At 42.2% G+C, this 21406-nt stretch carries 19 protein-coding genes and 3 pseudogenes; 19 read left to right on the forward strand and 3 right to left on the reverse strand.

Annotated features, from left to right (window positions below; translation table 11 throughout):
* The first annotated feature begins 24 nt into the window (after positions 1 to 24).
* The 11 genes and pseudogenes from AC6HZ4_RS10390 to AC6HZ4_RS10440 form a co-directional block, all read left to right on the forward strand.
* A complete protein-coding gene (locus AC6HZ4_RS10390) occupies positions 25 to 3237 on the forward strand; it encodes a type 2 lanthipeptide synthetase LanM family protein (RefSeq protein WP_497494903.1) in 3213 nt (1070 codons plus the stop codon).
* 2 nt (positions 3238 to 3239) lie between these two features.
* Positions 3240 to 5438 carry a peptidase domain-containing ABC transporter gene (locus AC6HZ4_RS10395; protein WP_497494904.1) on the forward strand — a complete coding sequence of 733 codons (2199 nt, stop codon included), beginning with the start codon at positions 3240 to 3242 and terminating at the stop codon, positions 5436 to 5438.
* Positions 5435 to 5959 (forward strand): TlpA family protein disulfide reductase, encoded by a 525-nt coding sequence (locus AC6HZ4_RS10400; RefSeq protein WP_497494906.1) that lies wholly within the window; start codon positions 5435 to 5437, stop codon positions 5957 to 5959. The genes AC6HZ4_RS10395 and AC6HZ4_RS10400 overlap by 4 nt, the downstream gene beginning before the upstream one ends.
* 5 nt (positions 5960 to 5964) lie before the next feature.
* Positions 5965 to 6384 carry a vitamin K epoxide reductase family protein gene (locus AC6HZ4_RS10405; RefSeq protein WP_497494907.1) on the forward strand — a complete coding sequence of 140 codons (420 nt, stop codon included), beginning with the start codon at positions 5965 to 5967 and terminating at the stop codon, positions 6382 to 6384.
* Positions 6385 to 6835: 451 nt separating this feature from the next.
* The gene (locus AC6HZ4_RS10410) at positions 6836 to 7285 is read left to right on the forward strand and encodes a PTS sugar transporter subunit IIA (protein ID WP_497494908.1); all 450 of its coding nucleotides are present in this window, start codon (positions 6836 to 6838) and stop codon (positions 7283 to 7285) included.
* A gap of 14 nt (positions 7286 to 7299) precedes the next feature.
* A complete protein-coding gene (locus AC6HZ4_RS10415) occupies positions 7300 to 7590 on the forward strand; it encodes a PTS sugar transporter subunit IIB (RefSeq protein WP_497494909.1) in 291 nt (96 codons plus the stop codon).
* A 7-nt stretch (positions 7591 to 7597) separates the two neighbouring features.
* A complete protein-coding gene (gene ulaA / locus AC6HZ4_RS10420) occupies positions 7598 to 8959 on the forward strand; it encodes a PTS ascorbate transporter subunit IIC (RefSeq protein ID WP_497494910.1) in 1362 nt (453 codons plus the stop codon).
* On the forward strand, positions 8959 to 9798 hold the full coding sequence (locus AC6HZ4_RS10425) for a transketolase (RefSeq protein WP_497494911.1): 840 nt from the start codon (positions 8959 to 8961) through the stop codon (positions 9796 to 9798). The genes ulaA and AC6HZ4_RS10425 overlap by 1 nt, the downstream gene beginning before the upstream one ends.
* Complete coding sequence (locus AC6HZ4_RS10430; RefSeq protein WP_497494913.1) at positions 9795 to 10748, forward strand: transketolase family protein; 954 nt, start codon at positions 9795 to 9797, stop codon at positions 10746 to 10748. Before AC6HZ4_RS10425 ends, AC6HZ4_RS10430 begins: the two co-directional genes overlap by 4 nt.
* A 148-nt stretch (positions 10749 to 10896) precedes the next feature.
* The gene (locus AC6HZ4_RS10435) at positions 10897 to 12933 is read left to right on the forward strand and encodes a peptidoglycan-binding protein (protein WP_497494914.1); all 2037 of its coding nucleotides are present in this window, start codon (positions 10897 to 10899) and stop codon (positions 12931 to 12933) included.
* 239 nt (positions 12934 to 13172) lie between these two features.
* Positions 13173 to 13277, forward strand: a pseudogene (locus AC6HZ4_RS10440) (hypothetical protein); the annotation flags it as partial.
* Between the two features lie 61 nt (positions 13278 to 13338).
* On the opposite strand, the gene AC6HZ4_RS10445 reads toward AC6HZ4_RS10440, so the two are convergent.
* The gene (locus AC6HZ4_RS10445) at positions 13339 to 14070 is read right to left on the reverse strand and encodes an ABC transporter permease (RefSeq protein WP_497494915.1); all 732 of its coding nucleotides are present in this window, start codon (positions 14068 to 14070) and stop codon (positions 13339 to 13341) included.
* Between the two features lie 363 nt (positions 14071 to 14433).
* On the opposite strand from AC6HZ4_RS10445, the gene AC6HZ4_RS10450 reads away from it, so the two are divergent.
* From AC6HZ4_RS10450 to AC6HZ4_RS10470, 5 genes are all read left to right on the forward strand, one after another.
* Positions 14434 to 15330 (forward strand): carbohydrate kinase family protein, encoded by an 897-nt coding sequence (locus tag AC6HZ4_RS10450; protein WP_497494917.1) that lies wholly within the window; start codon positions 14434 to 14436, stop codon positions 15328 to 15330.
* Between the two features lie 780 nt (positions 15331 to 16110).
* Positions 16111 to 16497: a sporulation protein gene (locus AC6HZ4_RS10455; protein ID WP_497494918.1), complete on the forward strand. Its 387-nt coding sequence runs from the start codon at positions 16111 to 16113 to the stop codon at positions 16495 to 16497.
* 191 nt (positions 16498 to 16688) lie between these two features.
* Positions 16689 to 16976, forward strand: a complete 288-nt coding sequence (locus tag AC6HZ4_RS10460; protein WP_497494919.1) for a DUF3817 domain-containing protein — start codon at positions 16689 to 16691, stop codon at positions 16974 to 16976.
* Positions 16977 to 17039: 63 nt separating this feature from the next.
* Positions 17040 to 17591 (forward strand): hypothetical protein, encoded by a 552-nt coding sequence (locus tag AC6HZ4_RS10465; protein WP_497494920.1) that lies wholly within the window; start codon positions 17040 to 17042, stop codon positions 17589 to 17591.
* 312 nt (positions 17592 to 17903) lie between these two features.
* Positions 17904 to 18803: a Gfo/Idh/MocA family protein gene (locus tag AC6HZ4_RS10470; protein WP_497494922.1), complete on the forward strand. Its 900-nt coding sequence runs from the start codon at positions 17904 to 17906 to the stop codon at positions 18801 to 18803.
* A 167-nt stretch (positions 18804 to 18970) separates the two neighbouring features.
* Here the strand turns inward: AC6HZ4_RS10470 and AC6HZ4_RS10475 are convergent.
* Both AC6HZ4_RS10475 and AC6HZ4_RS10480 read right to left on the reverse strand, forming a co-directional pair.
* A pseudogene (locus AC6HZ4_RS10475) lies at positions 18971 to 19141 on the reverse strand (winged helix-turn-helix domain-containing protein); the annotation flags it as partial.
* Positions 19131 to 19259, reverse strand: a pseudogene (locus tag AC6HZ4_RS10480) (cell wall-binding repeat-containing protein); the annotation flags it as partial. The pseudogenes AC6HZ4_RS10475 and AC6HZ4_RS10480, both read right to left, overlap by 11 nt.
* A gap of 466 nt (positions 19260 to 19725) precedes the next feature.
* Between AC6HZ4_RS10480 and AC6HZ4_RS10485 the strand changes: the two are divergent.
* From AC6HZ4_RS10485 to AC6HZ4_RS10495, 3 genes are read left to right on the forward strand one after another with little or no spacing between them, the layout of a single operon-like run.
* The gene (locus AC6HZ4_RS10485; protein ID WP_497494923.1) at positions 19726 to 20244 is read left to right on the forward strand and encodes an SRPBCC family protein; all 519 of its coding nucleotides are present in this window, start codon (positions 19726 to 19728) and stop codon (positions 20242 to 20244) included.
* Between the two features lie 57 nt (positions 20245 to 20301).
* Positions 20302 to 20730 carry a VOC family protein gene (locus AC6HZ4_RS10490; protein ID WP_497494924.1) on the forward strand — a complete coding sequence of 143 codons (429 nt, stop codon included), beginning with the start codon at positions 20302 to 20304 and terminating at the stop codon, positions 20728 to 20730.
* A 50-nt stretch (positions 20731 to 20780) separates the two neighbouring features.
* A complete protein-coding gene (locus tag AC6HZ4_RS10495) occupies positions 20781 to 21182 on the forward strand; it encodes a VOC family protein (RefSeq protein WP_497494925.1) in 402 nt (133 codons plus the stop codon).
* Positions 21183 to 21406: the final 224 nt, after the last annotated feature.

Here is a 21406-nt window from a genome sequence, read left to right on the forward strand (position 1 = left end):
TATAGACGCAGAAAAGAGTGATGAATGATGGTAATGCAATCTTCTGATACAAATCTTCTTAGTTGGAATCGCGCATTGTATTTGACAGAACGGAAAATCAGCCCCAATATCCAAAGGCAGCATGGAGAAGAGCGTGTTCGCCAATGGTGCAGCCGTACGGGATTGACTTCAGAACTATTATTATATCGATTGAAGCAAGACGGCCTTGATTATCATACCTTTCAAGAAATTCTGAGCGGTATGGATCAGCCGGTTGGCCATGATGAGAACGAATGGTTTAGGACTTTGGAGGATATTCTTTCTGCGGAAAGCTCTTTAACAGAAGCAGATTGGAAAATCGATCAATCTCAATCTCCATTTTATCCCTTTATGCTCCCGTTTATGGCCTGGGGTGAGAAGCAGGTATTGAATAAGTGCGGAGAATGGGAGAAGCAGCAGTCCCAATTGCCTTTTAAAACCGTGGATATGGTAAACGTTTTAATAAAGGCTATACACCAGCATGTCCATTCAATGGCCGGACGAATGTTAATTTACGAGATGCATGCAGCCAGAATTGATGAAAGGTTGTATGGAGAGACGCCTGAAGACAGATTCCAATCATTTGTGTGTGAAAATTTGAATGAAAAGCACGATATATATCAGCTCCTGCAAAAATATCCGATGCTGGCCCGTCTGTTAACGGAGGGAACAAAGAATTTGGTTGGTGCATTCCTAGAGGCACTTGGGCATTTTTTAGAAGATTGGGATCATATCACACATACATTCAGCGGAGATTTCCGTAAGCTGATTGATATAGATACTAAGGCAGGAGACCGCCATAATAGCGGACGGTGTGTTATGATGTTCTGCTTTGCTTCAGGAGACCGCCTTGTATATAAGCCTCGATCCTTGTCCGTAGATATTCACTTCCAGCAGCTTCTCCATTGGATAAATGACAAGGGATTCCGTCCTGGTTTTCGCTCTCTGGAAATTCTGTCTCGTTCCGATTATGGATGGGAGGAGTATACAAAGCCTGATGGATGTACAGCGCTGGAAGAAATCAGTCGTTTCTATCAGCGGATGGGGGGCTATTTAGCGATGCTTCATCTGCTTTATGCGACAGATTTTCACTTGGAAAACGTGCTGGCCTGCGGAGAGCACCCGTTCCTAGTCGACGTCGAAGCCTTGTTTCAAAATGTGATGCCGTTGCAGGAGAATCAAACGAGTGCACTGCATATGGCTGCACGGATCCTCAACCACTCTGTCCTCAGAACCGGTATGCTGCCGGTTTCAGTATTTAAATCCGGATCATTTCGCGGATTGGAGATAAGTGCCATCGGCGGGCGGGCAGGCCAAGAACTGCCTCGGCCGGTCTACCGTTATGAAAATATCGGGACAGATCAAATGAAGCTGGTGAAAGTAAAAAGTTTTCTCAAAGGCAGCAATAATCGTCCGAAGCTGAATGGGAAAGAAGTGAGCACTGACGCGTACATTGAGGACATTATTGCTGGATTTCAACAGGTTTATAGGCTGTTCATCGAATATCGCGAGGAGCTTATGAAGGAAGACGGTCCCTTGACCTCATTTGCCGATGATCCCGTCCGTGCGGTGGTCCGCCATACGCACAATTATGCAACAATGCTCGATGCCAGCTTGCACCCGAACTATTTGGATGATGGACTTTCCCGTGTTCAATTATTTGATTTTATGTGGCGGATTGTAGAACATCAACCGTCTATGACCAGGCTGGTTCCGTCGGAAACGGCAGACATGCTGCGAGGAGACATTCCTATCTTTCATAGCCGAGCGAATTCCCGGGACCTTTGGGACGGACATGGGAAGCAAATTTGTGACTTCTACCAGAAGACGGCTTTGGAACTGGTTTTGGAGCGATTGCAAAGCTTCAGCCCGGAAGATTGTGAGAAGCAAACTCATTTTATCCGTATGTCAATGACGACAATGGTAAAAACGGAGACTTCATCCTCCTTGGTACCTTTGCGGGCTGCTTCGACAATGCCTGAATATTTGGCCTCTCGGGATCAATTCCTTGCCGCTGCAGTTGGAATCGGGGGGACTTTGCTGGAAAAGGCTGTGTGGGGAGAGGATGGGAGCGACATATGCTGGATTGGGCTTAGTACTGACGAATGGCATCAGTGGCTTTTCAGCCCAATGGATGCTGGTCTTTATGACGGCGTGCTTGGAATGGCGCTGTTTTTCGCCTATTTATCTAGAGAAAGCGGAGATCCAGCATTTGAAAAAGCGGCCCGTGCAGCTGTCAAAACAGCCGAGCGTTTGTGGGAGCATGATGTGGCTACCCCATCTATTTCCGCTTTTAACGGATTAGCAGCCGGATCTTATGTGCTGAGCCATTTAGCCGTGTTGTGGAAGGAACCAAAACTAATGGATAAGGCCTTAAAGCTGCTTAAAAACATGGAGCCGCTTATTGAAAAAGATACCCTTTATGACCTGCTGGCCGGCTCAGCAGGAGCAATCGTGGCGGCACTTAGGATGTACCAGCTGACAGGAGATAAAGAGGCGCTGGGCATAGCTGAGAAAGCGGGTAATCATTTGCTTGCCAATTCTAAGAAGATGGAATCAGGAATCGGATGGACGTTTGAAAAGGAAGGATACGTTCCGATAGGCGGTCTAGCGCACGGAGCAGCCGGTTTCTCCTGGGCTCTAACGGAGTTGGGCCATGCAAGCGGCAATGAGAGATTCTTGGAGGCAGCGTCGCAGTCATTGGAATTTGAAAGGTCTTTATTTGAACGCGAAACGGGAAATTGGAAGGATGTACGTCCAGAAGAATTGAGGAGCTCGGCGGGTTCTGGAGCGGTCAAATGGTGCCACGGAGCGGCCGGGATTGCGATGGGGAGGCTTATGTCCTATCGATTGTATCCGGAAGACAAGGTTCTGGAGGAGATTCGTGTTGCTTTGGATACCACCCTGCGTGATGGATTTGGCACAGGCCATTGCCTCTGTCATGGAGATTTAGGAAATTTAGATGCGTTACTCCTCGCAGGAGAGGTTCTCGGACAGGAGGCATGGAGCATGAAGGCTTTCGCCCACGGAACTTATATCCTAGAGGAGGCCGAGAGAAAAGGGTGGGTATGCGGTATTCCTCAGGGGCTGGAGACACCGGGCTTGATGACAGGATTGGCAGGAATCGGCTACGGCTTGCTGAGACTTGCTGACCCAGCCGGCATTCCTTCAGTTTTGACGCTCGGAGCACCCATTTCAGGAGAGAAGAGGCGAGTATGACAATGGAGAATATAACATCCGTTTCCAGAGACACTATCCGTATTTCCAGACGTTCCAAGGTTCCGTTCATTGAACAAATGGAACAGTCAGAATGCGGTTTGTGCTGCCTAGCTATGGTTTTTTCCTACTATAGGAGCGAAGTGCCCTTGACTGAGCTTCGAGACAGGGGAGGCGGAGGCCGGGACGGCACGAATTTACGGGCTCTCCGCGACATCGCACAATCTTTAGGGATGGCGAGCAGCGGACATAAAGCGGCAATTGAACAATTGGAGCAATTGCCTTTGCCCGCTATTTTGCATTGGAGGAAAGATCATTTTGTAGTGTTGGAGAAAATTAAGGGGGATCAGGCGCATGTTATCGATCCGGCAATCGGGCGTCTCACTCTTACTTTAAAAGAGCTGGAGAAGGACTTTTCAGGCACAGTCCTTCTGCTGCGGCCTGATTCTTCGTTTGTCAGGTGGAAAAAGAAGCCGGTTTGGACCCAATATATTCAGTTTCTTAAAAGTGAGTCCTGGCTGGTTACTTCTATCCTGGTTTGGACGCTGTGGATTCAGCTGCTGGCATTGATAACTCCTATGGGTACACGCTATCTGCTGGATCATGTCATTCTTCCTAAGGATCCTACCTTTATGGGACAGATTCTGGCAGGAATGATTTGTTTAATAGCAGTATATACGATTATTTCCTTGATTCGCGGGAGGATCCTCGTTCAGCTGCAGAACCGCTTGGATGTGCGCTTAATGAGCCGGTTCTTTAATCGCTTGCTGCACTTGCCTTATCACTTCTTCCAGTTAAGAACAAGCGGTGACCTGATTTTGCGTGCAAACAGTAATATGATGATACGCGAGATTCTTTCTTCCCGAACCATCACCATGGCGTTGGATGGCGGGTTGGTCATTATGTTTTTATTCTATATGCTGAAATATTCACCTGTTTTAACAGGTTATGTTGTGTTGATCGGAATGCTGCAGATTATCGTGCTCCTAGTTAGCAATCCGAGGATTAAGCGTCTGACCCAGGAAGAAATTCTCCGTCAAACAGCGGCAGCCAGTTATTTGACTGAGACAATTCACGGGATTTTGGCCGTGAAATCAGAAGGTGTGGAAAAGCTTGTCTATGAGCGGTGGACGGGACTGTTTCAGGAGCAGATCAAAGCCGCTGAGAAACGCGGATTTCTCGCAGCTTATATCGAAACAGTCAACTCAGGACTCAAATATGCGGCTCCATTATTCCTTCTATGGGTGGGGAGCTGGCAAGTACTCCAGCAAAATATGACAGTGGGGACAATGTTCGGCTTTTATTCGCTTGCTATCGGATTTTTGGTTCCTCTTTATTCCCTGGTAACGACTGGAACACAAATGGCGGTTATGGGCACTTATTTCAATCGAATTATGGATATTGTCGGTGCTCCTGTCGAGCAGGATGAGGAGAACGAAGGGAAAACACATCGCTTGAGCGGAGAAATCCGGCTGGAGAATGTCAGCTTTCGATACAATCGCTTCAGCCCGAAGGTAATCCGCAACGTATCTCTTCATATTCAAGCTGGCCAAAAGGTTGCGATTGTTGGGTCTTCCGGCTCTGGTAAAAGTACTTTGGCCTGTCTGTTATTAGGACTGTACCGCCCAACTGAAGGTAGTATTTGGTTTGATCATGAGAACTTGGATAATCTGGATAAGACAATGTTAAGAAGGCAAATGGGTGTGGTCATGCAGCATACCACTGTCTTCAATCGTTCAATCTATGAAAATATTGCTCTTCATAATCCTGACCTGCCGCCCGAGAAAGTTCGGGAAGCTGCAGAATTGGCGGAAATACACGAAGATATCATACGAATGCCGATGCAATACGGAACGATGCTGTCGGAGACGGGAAGCAATATATCCGGCGGTCAAAAGCAGCGCATTGCCTTGGCACGGGCTTTAACGCATCAGCCTGTGATCCTGCTGCTGGATGAAGCGACAAGTTCGCTCGATGTTACGACGGAACAGCGTATTCAGGATAATCTGGCTCAGCTTTGCTGCACGCGTATTGTCATCGCACATCGTTTGAGCACTGTTTTGGATGCCGATGTAATTATTGTAATGGACGGCGGCCAAATTGCAGAGATGGGGTCACATCATGAGCTGCTTATGAAAAATGGGCATTACGCTAATTTTCATCGAAGACAAATGGAGGAGCAGAATGAGGGGGTGTCTTTATGAAAGGAATGAGAAAGTGGGTAATATTGCTTTTTATGGCGATCATCCCGATTGTGGGTATATGGGGGTTGAACAATCCAGGCGTAGTGGCTCAGGTTTTTATGGACTTGGGAGGTATCAAGGAAGGGGAAATGTTTCCCGAGGCAGCAGGAGAAGAAGTGGAAGGGGCATCCTTTAGCCTGGAGTCATGGAAAGGAAAGCGTTATATGGTTATGATTGCCCGGATCGATTGCGAGGTTTGTCAAAGCAGTTATCCTACCTTGGAGAAGAATAAAGATGTTCTAGAAAAGCTTCCATTCGTCATGATTGGTAAAGGAGGAAAGGAAGAATACAAGCAGGTGAAGGAGGGCCATAATTTTCCGTTCCCGATTGTTTATGCCGATGAACAAATACAAAAGGATTTAAAAATCAAAGTCTTTCCTGTGTTCTATCTTGTCGATGAAAACGGGAAGGTTATTCAGCGGATGAATGGGTTCGAGGAAGAAACATTCCTAGAGATGCTGGATGAGCTGAAGAAAGGATGAACGGGATGGCGAGATTGTTTAGCCAAGCGGCTGCGGGCATCGGGTGGGCCGTCTCGGTTTATCTTTACTTTGCCAAGAAGGCAGGGGAATTCGTCTGCCCAGCGGGAGACTGTCAAACGGTTAACAGCAGCGAATATGCACAAATTGGTCCTATGCCAGTTTCCTTTATAGGGATTTTGTACTATTTGGCTGTGCTTGGCTTATTGTTTAAGCCTCCATTTTTCTCTGATAAGACAGCCCAGGCCATGCTTGGAATTCTTCTTATTGCAGGACTAATCTTTTCAGCGTATTTGACTTATGCAGAGTTCTTCTGGATTCATGCGGTTTGTTTCTGGTGTATGGTGTCATTCGGCTGTGTTATTGCGTTGAATATCTTACATTGGTCAGGAAGATGGAGCAAGAAGGGCATGCCTTTGGATCAGTAATAAGACTTATCGGGTTTAGGGAAGGTTGTTAACTTAGTAGTTTCTATGTGCTGTTTACTTTCATAATAGTTTGCAAGGAAATCTGTGCCAAAGAAAAACAGGTGGTACCGAGAATCTTTTACGGATTCCCGGTACCACCTGTTTTTCTTGTTACCATATGTTCATGAATTCCTCAATTTCTTTTTGCAATATTTTGTAAAGTGGAGTGAAGGGAGCTAAGTTGGCTTATTTTTCAGGTAGAATCTACATTATTTTAAGACTATGAATAGGACTAAAATTCAGTCCATTCTAAACAAATGTATCCTAAATGTAAGCGTTTTAACATAAGATGCTTGTAAGGGACCAAGTTAGGATTCGTCCCAAAGGGAGTACAGATCCATGTAGAAGAGAATTGCATCAGGGAGGTGATGCTCGCTTTTTGTAACGGGATGCAAGATAGGGGGGAGGTCTAGTGCTAAAGGAGCTTCTTACAGAAAGAATGATTCAGTTTAGCGAGGAAGAGCTCGGATGGAAGGAAGCGATTCACAAAGCAGCAGCTCCTCTTCTCAAGGAGCAGCATATATCGGTGGATTATATCCACGCGATGATCCAAAATATTGAAGCATTTGGACCTTATGTCATTATTGGACCGGGTATTGCCATTCCTCACGCTCGTCCTGAACAAGGAGCTCATCGGGTCGGTATGAGTTTACTTAAGCTAGAGCAGCCTACGTATTTCTTAGATAAAGAGGAACATAAGGTTGAATTAATCATTTGTCTTGCGGCAGTAGATGCAGCCTCTCATCTAAAGGCTTTAGCTCAGCTCACGAGACTGCTTAGCAACCCGTCCGCTTTGCAAGCATTACAAACAATGAAAAGACATGAAGAGATTCTCTCTTTAATTGAGAAATATTCCAGGTAATAAGGGGGCTTATAATGAAGATTTTAGCGGTATGCGGCTCCGGCTTAGGGAGCAGCTTTATGCTGGAGATGAATATTGAAGATATTTTAAAGGAACTCGGCGTTTCCGGAGTGGAGGTAGAGCATTCAGACCTCAGTTCAGCTGCTCCCGATCAAGCTGATTTTTTCGTAATGGGAAAGGATATTGCGGAAGGGGCAAGCCACCTTGAGCCAAAGGTCGTTTTGAACAGTATTATAGATTTAGAGGAATTGAGATTAAAGCTGCAGGAGAAGCTCAGCGAGTTAGGCATACTTGAAAAGGAGTGAATACATCATGGGGAATGCGCTTTTGAAGTTTATTATGGATGTTCTCAGTCAGCCAGCGGTATTAATTTCCCTCATTTCTTTTATCGGTTTGGTAGTTCAGAAAAAGTCAGCCAGCGACATCATTAAAGGGACGACAAAGTCATTTCTTGGCTTTATTGTGATTGCTGCGGGTGCTGGCATTTTAGTAGGCGCCTTACAGCCGTTCGGACTCATGTTCCAGCATGCATTTCATGTAAATGGTGTTGTGCCGAATAATGAAGCGATCGTTGCGATGGCTCTTACGAAATTTGGATCCACCACAGCTCTTATTATGTTTTTTGGAATGTTTGCGAATATCCTCATTGCCCGCTTTACTCCTCTTAAATATATTTTCTTAACCGGCCATCACACATTGTACATGGCCTGCATGATTGCCGTTATCTTAGCTGTTGCTGGTTTGAATGGAGCAACTTTAATTGTGATTGGGTCTTTAGCGTTAGGGCTCGTCATGGCAATCTTCCCCGCAATTGCACAGCCTTTTATGCGGAAAATTATTGGAAATGATCAAGTTGGGTTTGGTCATTTTAGTACGCTTGGGTATGCTCTTTCCGGACTCATTGGAAAATGGGTAGGTAAAAATTCCCGTTCGACAGAAAAAATTGGTTTTCCAAAGGGATTAGGATTTCTTCGCGATAGCTCAGTGAGTATTTCTGTAACAATGACGGTCATCTATGTCATCGTGGCTTTATTTGCAGGTCAAAGCTATATTGAAGGTAAGCTAAGCGGCGGCACTCATTTCCTTGTTTTCTCTGTTATCCAAGCGGTTACCTTTGCCGCGGGTGTTTTCATTATCCTTTCCGGCGTTCGTCTTGTTTTAGCTGAAATCGTTCCTGCTTTTAAAGGAATTTCAACGAAGATTGTTCCAAATGCCAAGCCGGCTTTAGATTGTCCAATCGTTTTCCCGTACGCTCCAAATGCGGTTATCATTGGGTTCTTCTGCAGCTTCCTCGGCGGCATTGTTGGGATGTTTCTCCTTGGATGGTTTGGAGCGGTTATTATCCTTCCAGGCGTAGTGCCTCATTTCTTTACTGGTGCAACAGCAGGAGTGTTCGGTAATGCGACAGGCGGAATTCGGGGCGCAAGCATCGGTGCCTTTGTAAATGGCTTATTTATTACATTCCTGCCGGTCTTTTTACTGCCTGTTCTCGGAGATTTAGGCTTTGCAAACACTACCTTCTCGGATTCTGACTTTGGCGCGGTTGGAATTTTCTTAGGCAATGTAGCAAAATATTTAGGATCGGCTGGGCTCATTATTACAGTAATCGTAGCTGTTTTACTTGCGGTTGTATGGAACCTTTTCAAAAAATCATCAGTTAAGGAACAGCTATAATGCAATCTGCCGATCTAGAACGCTTCCGTGATGAAATCCGGCTTTGGACTTTAAAGCAATTATATCATCTTGGTTTCGGTCATTACGGAGGAAGCCTATCAATTGTGGAAGCATTAGCTGTTCTGTATGGAAAGGTTATGAATACAGGTCCCGATATGGAGAATCGGGACCGATTTATCCTCTCTAAAGGGCATGGGGGACCGGCATTATATGCCACCCTTGCCCTAAAGGGGTATTTTCAAAAAGAGCTTTTATTTACGTTAAATCAAAACGGTACATCCCTGCCGTCCCATCCTGATCGGAACTTAACTCCGGGAGTTGAAATGACGACCGGATCATTAGGGCAAGGAATCTCGGTTGCTGCTGGCGTTGCGCTCTCGAATAAGCTATGTGACCGTCAAGCCTATACATATTGCATTGTTGGTGACGGAGAGTTAAACGAAGGGCAGTGCTGGGAAGCCGTGCAGTTTTCAGCTCATCATAAGCTGCATCGCCTCGTTGTGCTGGTGGATGACAATAAGAAGCAATTAGATGGTTTGACAAAGGAGATTTGCGATCCAAAGGATTTTGTAGAAAAGTTTGCAGCCTTTGGATTTTGGGCGAAACGAGTCGATGGGAGAAATATGGAAGAAATAGAGCGCGCCATTCTAGAGGGAAAAAGCCAGATGGAAGCCCCGCTTGCGATTGTGCTAGATACAATTAAAGGGCAAGGTGTACCTTATTTAGAAAGCAAAGCAGACAATCACCATATTCGGCCTGATCAAAATGATGTATTAGCTATTGAAAATGCCATGAAAGAGCTAGAAGGGCGTGTGCATAGCAAAGGGGTGAAAAAATGAGTATTCAGCATCGGAACTTTACATTAGATGAAAAAGAAATGCGGCAAGCCTATGCTGAAACGATTTTAGAGCTAGCGAAGCAGGATCCCCGTGTCATAGCCTTAGAAGCCGATTTGATGAGTGCAATTTCTACACAAAAGTTACTAAATCTCATTCCTAATCAGATTATCAATTGCGGCATTATGGAAGCGAATATGATGGGAGTCGCAGCGGGCTTGTCTCTTGCGGGACATATTCCCTTTGTTCATACATTTGCCCAATTTGCCACAAGACGTGCTTTTGACCAACTATTCGTTTCCTGTGCGTACGCCCGCTTGAATGTCAAAATTCTAGGCTCCGACTCTGGTGTAACAGCGGAGCATAACGGCGGAACTCATATGTCATTTGAAGATCTTGGCCTTGTTCGATTAATTCCTCATGCTTATGTATGGGAAGCAAGTGATTACACGATGCTTCAGGCATTATTGAGGAAAGCATATCAGAGTAAAGGAATTCATTATATTCGCACGATAAGGAAGAAGGCGGTACAGCTCTATAATCCCCACGAGACATTTGATGATGGAAAAGGAAAGATTTTGCGAAGAGGCAAGGATGTGGCGATTATTGCCTCCGGTATTATGGTCGCTGAGGCATTATTGGCAGCTCAAGCACTAGCTAATGAAGGGATTGAAGCAACTGTTATTGATATGTACTCCATAAAACCAATAGATGTAGACCTGCTTGTTTGGGCCGTGAAGGAAACCGGCAGAGTCATTACGGCTGAAAACCACAATGTCATTGGAGGGTTAGGCAGCGCTGTGGCTGAGACGCTATCTGAGCATTGCCCTGTTTCAATCAAACGGATTGGTGTACGGGAACAATTCGGTCAGGTAGGAAAAGTAGAGTATTTAAAGGAATTTTACAAGCTGACATATAAGGATATTGTTAGGGCAGCAATAGAAGATATCTAAATATTATATTGGATGCAAAGGAACGCTCGTTGCTCAAATGGGCGTTCTTCGCATTCTTCAGCATTTCTTGCAGTGATTTCCATTTTTTGTTATGGAAAGTACCTAGCCCTTCTTCAGCATACTAATACCTAGAAGGGAGGCAGTCCATTTGGAGATATTTCAGGATTTTGAATTGAAAAGGGTGGGAGATCAATACGAAGTCATCCTATATATAGAAGAGGCTCTTCCTAATTATTCACAAGAGTTTGCAGAGGAATTGGGAACGCTTGTAAAAACAAAAACAGAGGAGCTTCGCAAACAAGCAATGCAGTATGTTCGGGAAAAATTCCCTGCGCTGCGTATTGCGACTGTTTCCGTCATGGCGGGGATGACGCTCGTCTCGGTGTTCCCTATGCAAAAGGCCAAAGCCCATAGTGCCGACTTTACCATGTCGTATTTATATTTCGGGAACACAGCTAGCTATTTAGCCCAAATTGAAAAAACACAGGGAAACTTAGATTTAGTTTCACCAAGCTATTTTGATTTGAATGCCGATGGGTCATTAAAGCTGACAGGGCAGCTGGATCCAAATTTTATTAATCAAATGCATGAAAAAGGAATTAAGGTCGTACCTTTTTTAAGTAACCATTGGGATCGAAACCTGGGCCGCGCAGCATTGCAAAATCGGGAGCAATTAGCTTCACAAATTGCGGATGCAATTGTGAAATACAACTTGGATGGTGTGCAAGTCGACATTGAAAATGTAACAGAGGCGGATCGGGATAATTATACAGATTTAGTACGGCTATTACGGGAGAAGCTGCCGAAGGAAAAGGAAGTATCAGTTGCTGTTGCGGCAAACCCTTACGGCTGGACAAAAGGGTGGCACGGCTCCTATGATTATCAGAGCTTGGCGAAATACGCAAGCTATCTCATGATTATGACCTATGATCAAAGCTATGAGGGCAGTCCAGAGGGCCCTGTAGCAAGCTATGACTGGGTAGAGAAGTCCATTCAGTATGCGCTAAGCCAAGGTCTTTCTCCTAATCAAATTGTTCTTGGAATCCCTTTTTACGGACGCTATTGGATGGAAGGAAATGCGGCAGGCGGCTACGGGATTTCTAATAGCAAGGTAGTTGAAATGGTGAAACGATACAATGGACAAGTTGTATTTGACGAAGCGTCAAAATCACCGAAAGCGATCATCACAATTAAAGAAGGTGATCCCGCCACAGTAGTCGGAGGAAAAGTCCTGCAGCCCGGAACCTATCATATATGGTTTGAAAATGAACAGTCGATCAGCGCCAAGATGAATTTGCTTCATAAGTATAACCTAAAGGGCACAGGCAGCTGGAGCTTAGGGCAGGAGGATGCTACGGTTTGGAACCAATATCACTCCTGGATGACCTCACATGGAACGGCCGAAGATACAAAGCCTGTGGCTGAAGAGAATGTAACCTCCTATGTGGTCATGCCGGGAGATACATTATCTAAAATCGGAGCGAAATTTGGGTTAACTGCAGCACAGCTAAAGACTTATAACAATTTAACATCCGACATGATTTATATCGGTCAAATGCTCAGGCTGACTCCGCCGGAAGCAACACCTGCTCTAGCACCACCTCCAGCACCGGCAGAAGCCAAACCGGCACCGCCTGCCGTGGCTGCGCCAGTTGTACCGCCTGTCGTATCAAAGCCAGCTGTACCTCAAGCAGCACCAAGGAAAAACGATGTGCTCGTTAAAATGGGACAACGAGGGGCCAGTGTTACCGCGTTACAACAGAGCTTACAAAAATTAGGATTATATAAAGGGAAAATTGATGGAATTTACGGCAAAGGAACACAAGCTGCTATTCTTGCATTTCAAAAAGCACAAAAACTTCCCCAAACTGGGAATTATGACACCTTTACGAAAGAAAAAATGGATTCCGTATGGAAACAAACAGCTGCCAAATCGCCTGCTGCAGTCAAATCTACTGCCGTAACATATCCAGCTGTACAGGTTGGATCAAGGGGAGCGAATGTCGTGCAGCTGCAGCAGGATTTGAGGAAAGTAGGTTTATATTCAGGGAAAATAGATGGTATATTCGGAAATGGCACAAAAACGGCTGTGTTAAAGTTTCAGCAAAAATATAAGCTGAAGGCAACCGGGAAGGCGGATGCTGCAACGCAAGCTAAAATGAATGAGATTTTGAAGAGGCGATAGTAAAGGATATGGTCTGATTTGCCTGTGGAAGAAATCTGATAGTGCAAGTCTTATTTTGAATGCTTCCCCCGCTTACTCGCTGGTACTCATTGAAGCGGGGGACTTTCGGTAAAGGATAAATTCTGCAAACATTGTCCATAAAGCCTCCTAAATTCATTAAGGGCACACAAATATTAAGACTAAGAAAAGATAGTAAGGATTGAATATGCCTACTATACTTTTTTATCTAAAAGTATAACTTTGCGGAGTGGTGGAAACAATTATTTGGTGAGGGCGAAGGAGAAGGCCGGAAAGATATTTTTCCGTCTTCCGCTAATTCCTCAACAGGCCTCCATTCCTTTGGTTAGTATATCCAAGATAAAAGCTACACTTATTACAATCTGGATTAAAACGATATGAAAAAAACTATTTTGATTCTCTGGTAAGTTCAGGGTAGACACTCTCTTTGCTAAACTGTTTAAAAAAAGTTTTGTAGTTTAAAAGACTTATTAAAATGGCTGATAAAGACGAGACGATTAAGAGGGTAAATACAATAAAAATTTGGTATTTTACTGCTTTAAAAGGATCAACTCCTGCTAGAATCATTCCCGTCATCGTCCCTGGCATTTGAACCAGCCCCATAGTTTTTAGCGCTTCAATGGTAGGCACCATTGCAATTTTAACTGCGTTTTTTCTTATTTCGATTCCTTCCATGTGCTGTTTTTTTGACATAACCTCTAAAACAACAGCGCAGGTGACCATGGCAGAGCCGGAAAACATGCCTCCAAGAGGGATAAGATGCTGGGCATCGAATGGAATAATTGCGAATATTAGACATAAGCTAAGTGGAATACTAACAGAACATGCAATGGATAAGAAAACAATGAACAGTGTCTTTTTAAAATGATACCCTTTTTTGGAAATACTCAATGAAGCTATAACAATCATTAAGAAAATGTATGTAATAACTGTAAAAGGATTATTAAACGAAAAAATATACGAAATAAGAAAACCTAATACAAGCAATTGAATAAATCCACGTAAAGAAGATAAAAGGATATCCTTTCCCAACCCTAGATTTTGCCGATATGATATGAATATGGGAAGCAAGACAAAGCAAAGAATTACGAACAAAGCAAGATTACTTATATCATTCATAGAAATTCCTCCGTTTTTTAAGTCCGTTAAAACATAAAGCTAGAACTTGAAGAGATGTTTAAGGTGAAAATGATAGAGTATAATTCTAAACGGTTAAAAATTTATTAAAGTATATTCAAGCTGCGGCATGTCTCCTGAATTTTTTCATAATTAAGAAACACATTCTGCACAAAAGGCCAATTCATCTCCCGTCTATTCTAGGTTTTGCCTTTCACAAAATTAAGAAAAGGGTCTTTCTTGACTAAAACGATAAAGAAGAAGCTTCGTTTATAATGCTGAATGGGTAATACTTATTATAACAAATAGGTGATAGCATGATACTCAGAGTTTCATGGAGATTAAATAACTGAACGGGGTGTTATATTGGATAAGCAAGGAGTCATTTCACTAGGGGAGGCGTTTGTTGATTTCATCTCCCAAGATCAGACTAATACAAACTATCAACAATTTTTAGGGGGAGCTACGGTCAACGTGGCAGTGAGAACGAGGCGATTAGGGATTCCTTCTTATTATTTATGTAAACTAGGCACGGATGAAACCAGTGTTTTTGTTGAGGAGGAACTAAAAAAAGAGCAGGTCGATATTGGCTATTGTATCTTTACGCCTAAAAAAAGGGTTTGCTGTGTATACATACACCTAAATGATAATGGTGACAGGTATTTTCATTCATACATAAACCAAACTCCTGATGAATGGCTAACCGGAGAAGAATTGGAGAAAGAATTATTTAAAACAGGGAAAATATTTTACTTTGGCTCTGGGACACTTTTTCATGAAACAGCACGAAGAACTACAGAACAAGCTTTACATTATGCCAGAGAATATAAAACTATGGTAGCGTTCGATACAAACATCCGTTTAAAACGGTGGGAAAGCGAAGAAAAATGCCGGGAAACGATTTGTTCCTTTCTGAAACAAGCTGACATCGTTAAAATGGCGGAAGATGAATTGCTTTTCTTGACGGAAACGAAAACAATCGATGAAGGGCTGAGAAGAATTTCTAAATGGAACATACCTTTTCTTTTTATTACGATGGGGGGAGAAGGGGCGTGTGCAGTACACAGCGGAAACAGAATATGTGTTTCGGGAATACAAGTAAATGCAGTGGATACAACCGGGGCAGGAGATGCCTTTTTGGCAGCTATTTTGTATTGTTTTCATGAGAAAGGATTGCCTGCGGACTATGCCGATTTAAAAGAGTATATTCAATTTGCCAATGAAGCAGGGGCCCTTACAACAACAAAGATGGGTTCATTATAAGTATATGCAGGGCAGGAAGAATGTTCATTTTTATCAAAGAATAGGCGAGAGCCCCTTCATTAACGAGTAGGTTGAATTATGGAGGTATCGGAAATATTGTAAAGCCAAGGATATATTAATCTGAAGCGACTTACTGGGAGTTATACTATGTTTTTGCAATAAAATAATAAATTTCACCTTTTATAAAATCAAAGAGAGACAAATAGAAAGTATAAAAATAATAATTGACAGATTTATGAAAGTTATTTTATGATTAATAAAAATAGTTGAATCATTCTCCTAAAGGGGAGTAGCTTTTACAGCAAAGTCGTCAATTCGGAGTTTTATACTCTCGGCTTTGTTGGCAACATAACGTTGTTAGCAAGACCTTTACCTGTTCTGTCGGTAAAGGTCTTTATTTTTTTACAAAAAACCTTTACCGAAAAATGGTAAAGGTTTTTTTGTTTGGTAATCTAAGGGGAGAGGTAAGCACATGGAAAAATAAAAAGCAGAAACAGCATGTACTCAATGTTACGGCAAAGGAATATACTAAGCTAGCTCTTCTCATTGAATCAAACGGATTCAATAGCAGTGAAACGATCGCGTAAAATCAAAAATCAGATAAAATCTCTTATTTTGATCATAAGAGAGGGGAGGGATGATGTCATGAAAAGGGAGAAATTTATTTAGAATTCAATGAGAAAAATAAGGAAGAACTTCTGAAAGATAGGACACAATTTGAAAAGCGCATTGCTTAAAATTATATAAATCTCAAATAAATTAATTGGGGAGGAAAATGCATTGATCTTAAGGAAATCCATGTCTCTTCTAGGAATAGGTTCAGCACAAATAGATCTTATCCTATCCAAAGAAACGTATAGGCCAGGTGAACAGATTAACGGATATTTCTTAATTAAAGGTGGTACCATTGAACAACAAATCAAACGAATTGACTGTGACTTGATTATGATTGATCAATCTGCAGGTTTAGAAAAAGTAATTGATACAACGGTCATTTTGACGTCAAAGCTTATTCATTCTGACGAATCGAATAAACTGCCATTTACTTTTAAGCTGCCAGTGTCTATCCCGGTTTCGACAAAAGAAATATCGTATTGTTTTAGAACAAAGCTCATTTTTGACGAAGGTGTGCAAAGCAGGGATCAAGATATAATCCAAATCATCTAGTATAAGGGAGATTTACAGTGTAAAATCAATTTCTTACTAGAACTTATTTTCATAAAAGTATTGTATCGATAGCTCAAAAATTTAATATGCATTCTGTTAAATTAAGCACATGATTGTTGAACAATGGTTAAGATGATTATATGGCATTTCATATGTAAGGTAATTTTTTAACGAAAGAGGGTTTTAGTCATATGCGGAACTCATCCATTAGATTACTGCGTCACATTGGTATTATTGAAGGGGTTTCTTATTTAGTTTTACTTTTTATCGCTATGCCGCTTAAGTATTTTGCCGATCTTCCTATCTTTGTGCAGATTTTCGGCATGGCACACGGCGTATTGTTTGTACTGTTTTCCCTAATGTTACTTGTTGTATGGTTTAGACACCGTTGGTCCTTCATGCGTGTACTTTGGGCTTTTATGGCGTCGCTGCTGCCGTTCGGTACTTTCTGGTTAGATACTCGTTTACGTAAAGAATAGATAAGGTATTTAAGCAGTTAACTGAACAGCGAAGGCAGATTTAAACGATAAGGAGCGAAGATCATGTACCTGAAAAACAATGCGAGATCAATGTATAAATTATTTTTTTCTTTCTTACTTTTTGGGGTTGTACTTATTGTAAGTACAGGTTGTTCACAGGAATCAATTGAAAAAATGTCTAACATAAGTGATGAACTAACTGCTTCTGTTAAGGAAATAAAAGATGCTGTCGGAAAAAATGTAGAAACGCTAGATGAAGTAAACACTAGTTTAGTTAAGGTGAGTAAAGATTTAATCATGCTGTTAGAAGAATTAAAATTCGATATAAGCTTTAAAGAAAATGGAATTTCTTTTGAAAACAATAAAGGAATAACGGGTGTGTTGGGGATCAATGGAAATACAGTATTTCTTGAATTAACAACTGACCAAGAGGATGCTGAAAGTGTTGAAACGATCATTAGAATAGCTAATATGTTTTCAAATAATAATACAGTTGAAGATCGTATAAAAGCATTTGTAGGGCAAAAAGGAGAACAACGAATTGAATTAAATAATGGTTATCTAGAAACAGATGGTAAAGTTACTAAACTTTATTTAGAGAGCTATCCTTTTTAGAATAAAGCATGTATTGCCAAACGTATAATTAGTTGGTTCTGGTGCAAAAAAAATCTCTTAATATGCTTTGGATAAGAATCCTAACGATAACAGGATACCGCTGTTCTGTATTCTTATTAAGCTGTTTTTGCTCTAGAACCAATTTCAAAAGAGGTATATATAGTGAATCGAGCGAAACTTATATATGTAGAAAGGTATATTTGTATTTAGTTAATGAGAGGAAGTAAATCATGCTTAATATCGGAATAGTAGGAACAGGCTGGTTCAGTGGTGTACATGCTAAGATTCTATGCTCGATGGAGGAAGTACGTATTGCGGATTTGCGGTACAAATCAGGCGAAGGCCGAAGCGTATGCAGCACAGTTTGATCAAGCAAAGGGATATGAGAATGTTGTTGAGATGCTCGATGGAGAGAATTTGGATGCAGTCTATATTTGTGTGCCTCCATTTGCTCATGGAGAAATTGAGGCACACTTAATCGATAGAGGGCTTCCGTTCTTAGTTGAAAAGCCTCTTAGTGTAGACTTGGAAACCCCGCAGCAAATATTGTCCAAGCTTCAAAAACAAACCGTTATTACATCTGTCGGCTATCACTTCCGTTACCTTGATTCAGTTAGAATATTGAAGCAGGAATTGCAGGAAAGCACTCTCGGCATGGTAACAGGCGGTTGGATGGATTCCATGCCAACGGTCGCTTGGTGGCGGAATCAAGCAATGTCAGGCGGACAGTTTATCGAACAGACGACCCACTTGGTCGACCTTTTAAGATATACCGCAGGAGAAGTGGAAGAAGTGTATGCAGTGTATGGCAATCGCTCAGTAGGTCAAGTTTATGATCATGTAACAGTTCCTGATGTCGGGACAGTGACACTTAAAATGGAAAATGGTGTAATAGCTAATCTTTCTAATACAAGTGTCCTTCCAAGCGGTGATAATAAAGTAGGATTGGACTTTTATCATAGCAAAGGTATATTATGTATCGACCGTAATGGATTAGAGAAAAGTGCAGAAGGCGTGAAAACGATATGGAAGGATACGATTGACCCGTATGTGCGGGAAAATGAAGCCTTTATTCATGCGGTGAGAACTGGAGATACTTCTAGGATTCTTTCTGATTACCAGGATGCATACCGTAACCAAGAGGTTACGGTCGCTGCTTTGAAGTCAGCCCAGACCGGAAAGCCTGTTGCAATTAATGGGCATATACTGTAGGCAGGATCGGACATGTATTGACAATTTTGTTTTTTAATAGTTTGGGGATAGTCAAAATATTCTTTGGCTACCCTATTTTTGTTATGGAATTACGGCAGGTATTCTCTTGGACCCATTGCAATAGCCAGTTCCGCGTGTCTCTTTTCAATAGCTTATCTGTGTTTGTTTCATACTTCTGTCCAACGGTAGCCGATGCCATAGACAGCTTTTAAATAATCATCAATCGGAAAGGAGGATTTCCGCAGTTTATCGCGTAGATTACGGATATGTAAATCCAACGTACGATCCTCAGTATCTGAACCGAGACCCCAAATTTGTTCGATTAGCTGCTCCCGGCTGGTTTTCCTTATGAGTCGCAGGCCGGATCGTTTGCGAGACGGTAATAGCAAACGCAACAGGGTCATTGGAATTAATCCGCGTTACATTTTTTGTATTCATCGTAGCAAGGCCATTTGTCCCTTGTAAACTATGAAAAGCCTATTTTGGAGCAAATGCGGGCACATAGTATGATCCTCTTCAAGCTTTCCGCAGAGTATTCAGTAATACAAGTTCCTCTACTTATACACCCGGGCCCGCTTGAAGCGGGGGCTTTAGGCGCCTTGTTTGGACAAGCCTGTGATTGATAAGAAGGATATATGCTCAAATATTCGGGTCATACTATGTCCGGTTCAAGAGCATGTTCCTTTTTATGTTATACATATCAAAATTTTTGTTTTGATATTGAAATCATAGTTTATTATGTATATAATGGAAATAGAACATTTGTTCTGTTTTGTAAAAAAGGACATAGGAGCTAACAGAACTGCTTCATTACATAAGGAGATGCTCCTCCCTTTGGATACTGCAAGGGATAGTCTTGTCGGATGTTTTTGGGGTTTCATGTTGATGGAATTGAGAAATATCCAAATGAGGGGGAAGAGTTGTGAAAGAAAACAGTATCACAACAGGAGTAGAGGAGAGTAAGCTGGTGATTACGTGCACCTTTGATGCGCCGCGTGAGCTTGTAGGTAAGGCATGGACCGAGCCTGAGCACCTGAATCATTGGTGGGGTCCAAAAGGTTTCATGATGAATCTTTCCAGTTTTGACCTTCGCCCAGGTGGAGTTTTTCACTATAGTCAGAAATCCCCTGATGGACATGAAATGTGGGGCAAGTTTGTCTATCATGAAATCGATGTGCCGGAGAAGCTCATTTTTACCAGCTCTTTCTCTGATGAAGAGGGCAATACGATTCGTGCTCCATTTAGCGCAACGTGGCCTCTCGAAATTCAAAATACGTTAACGCTTTCTGAGCAGGATGGCAGGACGATACTTGTGATGCAAGGTGTCCCGGTAAATGCGGCAGAAGAAGAACACGAAACCTTTAAGGCAATGCATGACGGCATCCGGCAAGGATTTGCCGGAACCTTCGACCAGCTTGCAGAGTACTTAGCGAAGCTTTGATTGAAAGTAAAGATAGGGATAGGCAGTAAAAATAATAATGTTAAAGAGGTGTGTGAAATGATTTTAGGTATGCATCCTTACCTAGTTTTGAATGGAAATGGACAAGAAGCTGTGAGATTTTATGAACATGCACTTGATGCAAAAGTGCTCAATGTACAAACCTTTGGCGACATGCCTGAAAATCCAGAATCTCCAACTCCTGCTGCTGTAAAAGAACTTGTTTTAAATGCCCATTTAAAAGTTGGGGATACTGATTTGATGCTTTCTGACACATTCCCAGGCCAAGAATATGTAGTTGGAACGAATGTAACAATTGCGCTTATGACGAATGACGTGGAAAAAACAAAAGAAGTATTTGAAAAATTGCAAGACGGCGGTCAAGTCAAATTTCCGCTTCAACAAACGTTCTGGAGCCCATTATATGGGCAGGTAACAGACAAATTTGGTGTACTATGGCAAATTTCAACAGCTGCTGATCATAACTAATATGGCAGCGGGTGAAATATCAATTCTACCAATTACTAGGGAGTCTAAGTATGCCTAAAATCACAACGTTTCTCATGTTTGACGGTAAAGCTGAAGAAGCAATGAATTTGTATACTTCTTTATTTGATAATTCAAGGATTGTTAGTATTGCTCGCTATGGAGCGAATGAGGATGGGGCTGAGGGAACGGTGTTACAAGCCGTATTCTCAATTAACGGTCAAGAGTTTATGTGTATGGATAGCAGCATAAAGCATGATTTTACATTTACTCCTTCCATGTCGTTGTATGCAGCGTGTGAAACGGAAGAAGAAATCGATCGTGTTTTTGATAAATTATCTCAAGGCGGCACGATATTAATGCCTTTGTCAGCTTATCCATTTAGTAAAAAATTTGGGTGGTTAACCGATAAATATGGTGTTTCATGGCAGCTGAATGTTGTAAGCAGCCAGTAGAAGGTATGTCTATGAGAAAGCACACAGAGGTAAAAGGAATCTAATAATCTTTGCAATTCTAAAATAAGCCCTCCCATGGTAACAATGTATCAGAATGACCACGGGAGGGCTTTACTAAAGTTATGGGAGAACCCTTTCGAAATTATGTTAAACAGATTGCTTTTTAAAATTGCTTGAATAAATAGTAAAAACTATTACTATCAAAATGGCTAAGGCGGCATAAA

This window comes from Ectobacillus sp. OTK, from assembly GCF_059698935.1.

Bases quoted from the DNA above. Each gene is read 5' to 3' on its own strand.
- AC6HZ4_RS10490 (WP_497494924.1), top strand. From the start codon at position 20,302: ATGATTTTAGGTATGCATCCTTACCTAGTTTTGAATGGAAATGGACAA.
- AC6HZ4_RS10390 (WP_497494903.1), top strand. From the start codon at position 25: ATGATGGTAATGCAATCTTCTGATACAAATCTTCTTAGTTGGAATCGC.
- AC6HZ4_RS10495 (WP_497494925.1), top strand. From the start codon at position 20,781: ATGCCTAAAATCACAACGTTTCTCATGTTTGACGGTAAAGCTGAAGAA.
- AC6HZ4_RS10445 (WP_497494915.1), bottom strand. From the start codon at position 14,070: ATGAATGATATAAGTAATCTTGCTTTGTTCGTAATTCTTTGCTTTGTC.
- AC6HZ4_RS10405 (WP_497494907.1), top strand. From the start codon at position 5,965: ATGGCGAGATTGTTTAGCCAAGCGGCTGCGGGCATCGGGTGGGCCGTC.
- AC6HZ4_RS10425 (WP_497494911.1), top strand. From the start codon at position 8,959: ATGCAATCTGCCGATCTAGAACGCTTCCGTGATGAAATCCGGCTTTGG.
- AC6HZ4_RS10430 (WP_497494913.1), top strand. From the start codon at position 9,795: ATGAGTATTCAGCATCGGAACTTTACATTAGATGAAAAAGAAATGCGG.
- ulaA (WP_497494910.1), top strand. From the start codon at position 7,598: ATGGGGAATGCGCTTTTGAAGTTTATTATGGATGTTCTCAGTCAGCCA.
- AC6HZ4_RS10460 (WP_497494919.1), top strand. From the start codon at position 16,689: ATGCGGAACTCATCCATTAGATTACTGCGTCACATTGGTATTATTGAA.
- AC6HZ4_RS10395 (WP_497494904.1), top strand. From the start codon at position 3,240: ATGGAGAATATAACATCCGTTTCCAGAGACACTATCCGTATTTCCAGA.
- AC6HZ4_RS10400 (WP_497494906.1), top strand. From the start codon at position 5,435: ATGAAAGGAATGAGAAAGTGGGTAATATTGCTTTTTATGGCGATCATC.
- AC6HZ4_RS10415 (WP_497494909.1), top strand. From the start codon at position 7,300: ATGAAGATTTTAGCGGTATGCGGCTCCGGCTTAGGGAGCAGCTTTATG.
- AC6HZ4_RS10465 (WP_497494920.1), top strand. From the start codon at position 17,040: ATGTACCTGAAAAACAATGCGAGATCAATGTATAAATTATTTTTTTCT.